General features: G+C 64.5%; 8 protein-coding genes. 1 reads left to right on the top strand and 7 read right to left on the bottom strand.

Annotation, left to right across the window (positions count from 1 at the left end; all coding sequences use genetic code 11):
- Positions 1–636: AEC family transporter (locus B3V69_RS08520; RefSeq protein ID WP_296445597.1), on the top strand; the 636-nt coding region annotated here is incomplete at its 5' end.
- Positions 637–643: 7 nt separating this feature from the next.
- On the opposite strand, the gene B3V69_RS08525 is transcribed toward B3V69_RS08520, so the two are convergent.
- The 7 genes from B3V69_RS08525 to B3V69_RS08555 all read right to left on the bottom strand — a co-directional run bounded on the left by B3V69_RS08525 (position 644) and on the right by B3V69_RS08555 (position 8030).
- Positions 644–1081 (bottom strand): hypothetical protein, encoded by a 438-nt coding sequence (locus tag B3V69_RS08525; protein ID WP_296445600.1) that lies wholly within the window; start codon positions 1079–1081, stop codon positions 644–646.
- Between the two features lie 173 nt (positions 1082–1254).
- Positions 1255–3393 carry a replication restart helicase PriA gene (gene priA, locus B3V69_RS08530; protein WP_296445602.1) on the bottom strand — a complete coding sequence of 713 codons (2139 nt, stop codon included), beginning with the start codon at positions 3391–3393 and terminating at the stop codon, positions 1255–1257.
- Positions 3394–3745: 352 nt separating this feature from the next.
- A complete protein-coding gene (gene hemE, locus B3V69_RS08535) occupies positions 3746–4855 on the bottom strand; it encodes a uroporphyrinogen decarboxylase (protein ID WP_296445603.1) in 1110 nt (369 codons plus the stop codon).
- Between the two features lie 30 nt (positions 4856–4885).
- Positions 4886–5293 carry a CoA-binding protein gene (locus tag B3V69_RS08540; protein WP_296445604.1) on the bottom strand — a complete coding sequence of 136 codons (408 nt, stop codon included), beginning with the start codon at positions 5291–5293 and terminating at the stop codon, positions 4886–4888.
- Between the two features lie 28 nt (positions 5294–5321).
- Entirely contained in the window at positions 5322–7499 is a 2178-nt protein-coding gene (locus B3V69_RS08545) for a protein-disulfide reductase DsbD family protein (RefSeq protein ID WP_296445606.1), read from the bottom strand.
- A gap of 52 nt (positions 7500–7551) precedes the next feature.
- On the bottom strand, positions 7552–7890 hold the full coding sequence (locus B3V69_RS08550) for a DUF167 domain-containing protein (RefSeq protein ID WP_296445608.1): 339 nt from the start codon (positions 7888–7890) through the stop codon (positions 7552–7554).
- Positions 7887–8030, bottom strand: coding sequence for a hypothetical protein (locus tag B3V69_RS08555; protein WP_296445610.1), 144 nt, complete (start codon positions 8028–8030; stop codon positions 7887–7889). Before B3V69_RS08555 ends, B3V69_RS08550 begins: the two co-directional genes overlap by 4 nt.
- Between the last annotated feature and the right edge of the window lie 47 nt (positions 8031–8077).

An 8077-nucleotide genomic window follows, 5' to 3' on the forward strand; every position in this document is an offset into this window, starting at 1 on the left:
GTGCCGCTGCTGGTGGCCTTGCTCGGCGCGCAGGCGGCCGGCCCCATCATCGTGACCATCGTGGTGGACATGGTGATCACCACCTCGCTCTGCATCGCGCTCTCCCGGCTGGACGGCGCGGACGAGCACGGCTTTGCCCATGCGGCGGAAAATGCGCTCAAGGGCATGCTGTACAACCCCATGTCCTGGTCCATCCTGCTGGGCGGCGTGGCCTCGGCCGTGAGCCTTGACTTGCCCAAGCCCGTGATGCAAACCATTGGCCTGATGGCGGATGCGGCATCGCCGGTGGCCTTGTTCACCATCGGCGCCGTGCTGGCGCGCTCGCAAATGCTGGCGGCCGCCAAAAAGCATGCGCCGATTCCGCTGCGCGACTACCTGCCGGTGGCCGCCATCAAGCTCTTGCTGCATCCGCTGCTGGTGCTGCTGGTGGGGGCTGCGGCGGTCGCGCTGGGCGTGCCTTTGAACAAGTTTGCGCTCACCGTCATGGTGTTGGTGGCGGCGCTGCCGAGCGCCAGCAATGTGTCACTGCTGGCGGAGCGCTTTGGCGCTGACAACGGCCGCATTGCGCGCATCATCCTGGTGTCCACGGCCGCCGCGTTTTTGAGCTTCTCGCTGGCGGTGACGTTGATGACCTGAGGTCGGCTCAATCCTTGCCGTGCCCCCTGTTTTTCTCCCCTCTGTCATGGTCCCTGCCCCTGTTGCCATGGTCATCGTGGTGATCACCCCGCTCGCCCCGCTCGCCACGCTCACCACGATGGGCGGGGCCGTATTCATTCTTGTACCAGCGCTCCTGGACGAAGTAGACTGGCTGGCCGCACGCGTTGTACTTGTGGCAGTTCTTGTCCCAATGCTTCTCATGTCCTGGCGGCACGCGCAGATAAATGGGCTGCCGCACATAGCCGACGGGGGCTTGCTGAATGATGACCGGTTGCGCGTAGATCACCTGCGGCTGCGGCATGTTGCCGATGTCGATGCGACCGTAAAAGCCCGGCTGGCCGATGTTCACCGAGACGCCGACGTCGGCCGCCAAGGCCGAGCCCACCAGGCAGGCCAATACGGCTGCCAATAAAAATTGTTTCATAGAGTTTGACTCCGATGTGAGCGCTTGTCGCTCCAAACGCGGGCACTGCTTTGACGCCAGTGTGTCCCCGATAAGACTGTGTGCGCCGTCAGGCGTTCAGTTACGGATAAATTTTAGTTCAGGGGCCTGTAGGCAAACGCTTACAAAAGCGGGTGTTCGGCGGACTCGGCAGCTCAAATCGCCAGCGGGTCCACGTCCACCGCCCAGCGCATCAAACCCTTGCCCTCGGGTTGCTGCCGGGTGGCGTGCAGCACCGCCTGCCAGGCCGTCAAAAAGCGCTGCAGCGCGGCGCGCGACGGGCTCTCAACCAGCATCTGGGCGCGCTCCACATTGGCCACGCGCTGCATGCTCATGGGCACGGCCGGATACAGGGTGATGTGGACGAGGAGGTGTTCGGCGTCGGGCAGGGTGCTTGCTGCGGCGCTGGCCGCTGTCAAAAATCCTTGCGCCACCTCCTGCGTGCGCGCCTCGGCCCGCACCAGCGCCTGGAAACTGAAAGGCGGCATGGCGGCCTGCTCGCGCTCTTTCAGCTGCTCGGCGGCGAAGGCCGGGTAATCGTGGCGTTTCAGGGCCTCGAACAGCGGGTGTTTGGGGTGAAAGGTCTGCACCCACATCTCGCTCTGGCCGCTGATATCGGCGTCGCGCCCGGCGCGCCCGGCGGCCTGCATCAGCAAGCTGAACAGACGCTCGGGCGCGCGGAAATCGCTGGAAAACAGCGCATTGTCCGGGTTGACGGCGGCCACCAGCGTGATGCGGCGAAAGTCGTGCCCCTTGGCAATCATTTGCGTGCCGACCAGCACATCCACTTCGCCCGAATGCACCCGGGCCAGCTGCGATTCGAGTTCGCCTTTGAGCTTGGTGCTGTCGGCGTCAATGCGGGCGATGCGCACCGGCTCGCCCTCGGGCCACAGTTCAGACACCGAATTGGGTCGTCGCACCCCTGCCAGCAGCTCGGCCAGGTGTTCTTCCAGCCGCTCGGTGCCGCGACCCAGCGGCGCGATGTCGGGGTTGCCGCAGGCCGGGCAGGCGCGCGGTACGCGCTCGGTAAAACCGCAATGGTGACAGCGCAGGGTGCGGTCGATCTTGTGGAACACCCGGTAGGCGCTGCAATGCGGACACTCGCTTTTCCAGTCGCAGTCGGCGCAATGCAGCACCGGGGCGTAGCCGCGCCGGTTGAGGAACACCATGCTTTGTTCGCCGCGCGCCACCCGTTGCACGATGGCGTCGAGCAGCGGCGGTGAGATGACGCATTTTTTGGGCTGATGGTTCATGTCCACCCGCCGTACCAGGGGCAGGGCGGCGTTGGCGCCGATGCGGCTCGGCATCTCCAGCCGCACATAGCGGCCACCCTGACTGGCCGGGCGGCTGTGGTGCCAGCTTTCCAGTGAGGGCGTGGCCGAGCCCAGCAAAACCTTGGCGCCTTCCAGCCGACCCCGGTACACCGCCAGATCGCGCGCCGAGTAGCGCGCGCCCTCTTGCTGCTTGTAGCTCGGGTCGTGCTCCTCGTCCACGATGATCAGCTTGAGATTGGGCAGCGAGGCAAAGACGGCCATGCGCGTGCCGAGCACGATGCGGGCGCCGCCGCCGTGGGCCGCCAGCCAGCTTTTCAGGCGCTGCGCCGGCGTCATGCCGCTGTGCAGCGAGACGACCGCGTTGTCGCCGTAGAGCGGGTTGAAACGCGCCATGAAGCGGGCTTCGAGCTGGGGCGTGAGGTTGATCTCGGGCACCATCACGATCGCCTGGGCGCTCGGGTCGCTGGCGAGCAACTGCTGGACGCTGTGCAAGTAGACCTCGGTCTTGCCGCTGCCGGTCGCGCCAAACAGCAAGAATGGGCCAGGTTGTTGATTAAATTGGGCTATAGCCCCCGTCTGCTCTACGGTAAGCGCTACTGAATAAATAGCAATCGATCGCTCGGGTAGGTCGGCTCCGGCAGCGTTGGCGTGGCGTTTGAGTCGGCGTGCCAGTTGCAGGGTATTGAGGTCGCGCAACTGGGGTGGCAAGGCCGCCAGCGCCACTTCACCGGCGGAGCGCTGGTAATAGTTGGCGGCAAAACTTACCAATTGTCGCCAGGCCGGAGTCAGCGGCGCAATGCCGTCCAGGCGACCGGCGATCGGCCTCAATTTCTCCGGGTCGAGGTGGTCCGGGGCGGCATCGGCGGGCGCGTCCCACACCACCCCCAGCAGCTCACGCTGGCCCAGCGGCACACGCACCAAGGTGCCGGCCGGGAGTACCTGCTCACTCAAGTACGTCAATGGCCCGGCCACCTGGCTGTGGGCCGGGGTGTGCACCAGCACCGGGAGGCTGTGGCTCATGCCGGGGCCTGAGTTGGATCGCTTAATTGATGTGAACTTGCGAAAGTTCGTTTAAGTCTTTGATTCATAAACGATTTGAACGAGATCCAAGATTTCTGTGGATAACTTTGTTGATAGATTGCCTTGAAGGCCTTCCAGCCCTTGTAAATCAAGGCTTTCATCGAATTGCCCACAAAACCAGCAAAATTAAAAATCGTTATGAATCAATATCTTACGGACGCTATTGGTTTTATAGCAGCGACGCCCGAAGAGCACATGTCTTTTGCACCGCAGCAATAATTTTGTGCATAAGTCGGACTTCGCCGCGCCAATTCTGGTCCAAAAGATGCTAAGGGTTTAGCGACCCACAATATCAGGCCCGCAGTTTGCGCGAGTGCGCATGGACCGCTTGCACCAAAGCCGCCACGTTGTCGGGGGGTGTGTGCTGACTTATGCCATGGCCCAGGTTGAAAATATGCGTGGGACCGGTTCCCGCGCCGCTGTGCGGCGTGCCAAAACTGTTCAGCACCTTGACCACTTCAGCCTCAATTTGCGCGGGAGAAGCAAACAGCGCGTTGGGATCGAGATTGCCCTGCAGCGCTTTTTTCTGGCCTACCAGGGCGCGTGCCTTGGCCAGGTTGACGGTCCAGTCCAGCCCCAGCACGTCGCAGTCGAGCTGGCCCATTTCCTCCAGCCACAGGCCGCCGCCCTTGGTGAACACGATGCTCGGGATGCGCACGCCGTTGTGTTCTTTCTTCACTTGCGCCAGCACCCGCTCGGTGTAGGCCAGGCTGAATTCCTGGAAGGCGCCGTCGGCCAGTACGCCGCCCCAGCTGTCAAAAATCATGACGGCCTGGGCGCCGGCTTCAATTTGCGTGTTGAGGTACAGCGCCACGGCGTCGGCGTTGATCTGCAGTATTTTGTGCATCAGGTCCGGGCGGCTGTACAGCATGGTCTTGACCAGGCGGTAGTCGTCCGAGCCGGCGCCTTCCACCATGTAGCAGGCCAGCGTCCAGGGGCTGCCCGAGAAGCCGATCAGCGGCACCCGGCCATTCAGGGCCTTGCGAATCGAGGTCACAGCGTCAAACACGTAACGCAGCTTCTCCATGTCGGGCACGGCCAGTTTGGCGACCGCCGCTTCGTCACGGACTGCGTGCGCAAACTTGGGGCCTTCGCCCAGGGCAAAGCTCAGTCCCAGGCCCATGGCGTCGGGGACGGTCAGGATGTCGCTGAACAAAATGGCGGCGTCCAGCGGGAAGCGGTCGAGGGGCTGCAGCGTGACTTCGGTGGCGTAGTCGGTATTGGTGGCCAGGCCCATGAAACTGCCCGCCTTGGCGCGGGTGGCGCGGTACTCGGGCAAGAAACGCCCGGCCTGGCGCATCAGCCAGACCGGGGTGTGGTCAGTGGCTTGGCGCAGGCAGGCGCGGATGAAGGTGTCGTTCTGGAGGGGCGCAAAAGCGCCGGGGGGGGCGAGTGTGTTCATGCCCCAATTGTCGCCGCAAGCCGAACACTTTTAACGTCCGGCCGCGTGCTCCACCATCAAACATTTGTTTTGCACCACCCGCAGGCCCGCCGCTTGCGCGGCCGCGCAAGCTGGCGCGTTTTCAATGCCCAGCTGCAGCCACAGGGCCTGGGCGCCGATGGCGATGGCCTGCGCCGCCACCGGTGGCACGTCCGCACTGTTGCGAAAGACATTGACCAGATCGATCCGCTCGTGCCGTGCCGCTTCCAGCAGGCTCGGATAGGCTTTTTCGCCCAGTATTTCAGTGGCGTTGGGGTTGATCGGAATGATGCGCCAGCCGTGCGCCTGCATGTAGCGCGCCACGTCATAACTGGCGCGGTGCGGCTTGGGAGAGAGTCCTACCACGGCCACCGTTTTGTACGTGGCCAGGATGTGCCGGATGTCGTGTGCTTCAGTCATGCTGCCCAGTGTACGCAAGCCAGGCTGTTCAAAGCCGGGCCAGCGCCGCGCGCACCTCGCCCACCGCCAAAATCTCGGACAGCACCACCGGTGCGCTGCCGGCCTTGTAGATCACATACACCGGCACACCGTTGCGGCCGAGCTGGCTCAAGGCGGCGGTGATCGCCGGGTCGCGGCGCGTCCAGTCGGCGCGCAGCAGGGTGACCTTCTTGGCGTCCAGGTCGGCCAGCACATCCTGGTTGGCGAGCGTGGTCTTCTTGTTGTACTGGCAGGTCACGCACCAGGCGGCGGTGAAGTCCACAAACACGGGTGCGCCGGTGGCCAGCACTTGCTCGACCCGGCCCGGCGCCCAGGCTTGCCAGCGGTCGGTGGCGGCAGTCGTCATCGCCGTCGCCCCGGACGTCTCTAACGGTTTGAAGATATTTTGGCCTATAGCCCCCGTCAACAGGGCAAGGACAGCTATTGAAATAGTAGCAGTCAGCAGGCGGCTGCGCCCCGTCAGCGTGAAGGCCCAGATCACCCCGCTCAAGGCCACCAGCAGCGCCAGCAGCGCACCGGCGCCGTCAATGCCGGTTTGCTGACCCAGCACCCACACCAGCCAGACGACGGTGGCAAACATCGGAAACGCCATGGCGCGGCGGAAGGTGGCCATCCAGGCGCCGGGCCGCGGCAGCAACCGGGCCACCGCCGGAATCAGGCTGGCCGCCAGATAGGGCAAGGCCATGCCGAGCCCAATGGCGGCAAAAATAAGCAAGGCCTGCAGCGCCGGCAAACCCAGGGCCAGGCCGAGCGAGGCGCCCATGAACGGCGCGGTGCAGGGCGAGGCAATGGCCACCGCCAGCACGCCCGACAGAAACGCGTTGATGGCCGGGTTCTTGGCCTCCAGCAGCAGCACGCGGCTGGACAGGAACTGGCCAAATTCAAACAGGCCGGCCAGGTTCAGCCCCATGACCGTGAACAGCACGGCCAGCGCCGCCACCACGGCCGGCGACTGCAGCTGAAAGCCCCAGCCGAGCTGCTCGCCCGCGCTGCGCAGGCCCAGCATCAGCGCCCCCAGCGCCAGGAACGAAAGCACCACGCCCGCGGAGTAGGCCAGGCCGCTGACGCGGTGACCGTGCCGGTCGTCGGCATGCCGGGTGAAGCTCATGACCTTGATGGCCAGCACCGGGAAGACGCAGGGCATGAGGTTGAGAATAAGGCCGCCCAGCAGGGCGCCCAGCACCGCCGCCCACAAGCCCAGCGTTGCCGTGGGGCTGACCGGTGCGCCGCCCAGGCCGGCGTTGGTCGTGAGCCCCGTTGCCAGGGCCGGCGACACCGCGCCGGCCGCCGCCAATGGGGGCCAGCTGCCGACGAGCCGGGCTTGCGCCACAAAGGCCTGCCGTTGGCCCTTGCTGTCCAGCGCCAGCACCAGCGGCATCACGCTGGGGCTTTGGCTGCGCTGCTCGGACAAGGGCACGTTGGCGGTCCACACCGCGCCCTGCCAGTTTTGCGTCCACTTGGCGGCGGTCTCGATCACTTCGGGCGTTTCCGGAAAGAACTCCAGCGTCTTGCCCTGCGCTGCCGCTGGCAGCCCGGTGACCGAGACTTTGAGGGTGTTACCCGCCACTTCCACCCGGCTGTCGCCGCTCAGGGCCTTGGGCTGGGCTTGAAAGCTGGCCGCAAAGGCGGTCGCGTTGAGCGCGGTGGAGCCCCGCACCGGCAGACGCAAGGCAAACTCGCCGCCTTCGGGCACGCATTCCTGGCGACAGACCAGCCAGCTGGCCTTGAGCTTGACCTCGATCTCGCTATTGAGCAGCGAAGGCTTGAACGCCGGTGTGATGGTGAGCGGCACCGGCAGCAGTACCGTGCCCTCGTAACCGTAGTTGGCCAGCGTGCCGATCAGAATCTTCTTCGGAACCGGCCAGGCAATGTCGCCCGCCGTCACGCCGGGCGGCAGCGTCCATTGCAGCGAGGTGGGCAGGCCGGAATCCCCCGAGTTTTTCCAGTAGGTGTGCCATTCGGGCCGGTGCGCCAGCTGCAAGCCGACCCACACCGTTTTGCCCGCGTCCGCCCCATCGGGTGCGTGGGCCAGCAGCTCGGCGCGTACCTGTTCGGTGGTCACCACGGATTGAGGGGTATTCTGGGCGCTAGCCCCCGTCGATATTGCGCCAATAGCTATTAAAAACGTAGCAAACAGGCGGAGATAGGAGAATTTTGAAAAAGTCATTGCAATGTGGGAGTGGGGCAAGGGTGCAAAGTTCCAGGGCTGTCGCGTGATGTCAGTCATTGTCCGGCAACAAGGAGGCTTGCGCAAACACCGCGGGCAGCTTCTTGGGCGCCCTGATGCGCAGCTGCTTGTTCACGTTCATGCGACCAAACACCACCTCGATGTCGGCCACGGTCACGCCAAACTGCGGCGCCAGAAAGCGCAGCATGTGGTCGGTCGCCTTGCCCGCCACCGGCGCGGCGGTCACGCTGACCTTGAGCTGCGTGCCCTTGGGCTTGCCAATGGCGTCCTTGGCAGCGCTGGGCTTGCCCAGAATATTGACCACCAGCACCTCGCCCTCCCAGACAAAAAAGGAGTCACCGGTGACGTTCTTGACCTGGCCGCGGCTCATGCGGCAAAGCCCGGCATCACGCGGCGGGTGCTGGCTGATTTCTTTTCGATCTTGGTGACGCTGCCTTGCGGCGTGATGGCCGCGGCCGTGGCGCTGCACTCAAGCAGATAAGCGTCCTGGCGAAAGAGGTCTCGTGTCATGCTTTGATAATACCGGGATGCTCGCGTCGCCCACGATGGCGGGCCGG

The sequence above is a fragment of the Rhodoferax sp. UBA5149 genome (assembly GCF_002413825.1).
Classification (GTDB): domain Bacteria; phylum Pseudomonadota; class Gammaproteobacteria; order Burkholderiales; family Burkholderiaceae_C; genus Rhodoferax.

Bases quoted from the DNA above. Each gene is read 5' to 3' on its own strand.
- B3V69_RS08525 (WP_296445600.1), bottom strand. From the start codon at position 1,081: ATGAAACAATTTTTATTGGCAGCCGTATTGGCCTGCCTGGTGGGCTCG.
- priA (WP_296445602.1), bottom strand. From the start codon at position 3,393: ATGAGCCACAGCCTCCCGGTGCTGGTGCACACCCCGGCCCACAGCCAG.
- hemE (WP_296445603.1), bottom strand. From the start codon at position 4,855: ATGAACACACTCGCCCCCCCCGGCGCTTTTGCGCCCCTCCAGAACGAC.
- B3V69_RS08540 (WP_296445604.1), bottom strand. From the start codon at position 5,293: ATGACTGAAGCACACGACATCCGGCACATCCTGGCCACGTACAAAACG.
- B3V69_RS08545 (WP_296445606.1), bottom strand. From the start codon at position 7,499: ATGACTTTTTCAAAATTCTCCTATCTCCGCCTGTTTGCTACGTTTTTA.
- B3V69_RS08550 (WP_296445608.1), bottom strand. From the start codon at position 7,890: ATGAGCCGCGGCCAGGTCAAGAACGTCACCGGTGACTCCTTTTTTGTC.
- B3V69_RS08555 (WP_296445610.1), bottom strand. From the start codon at position 8,030: ATGACACGAGACCTCTTTCGCCAGGACGCTTATCTGCTTGAGTGCAGC.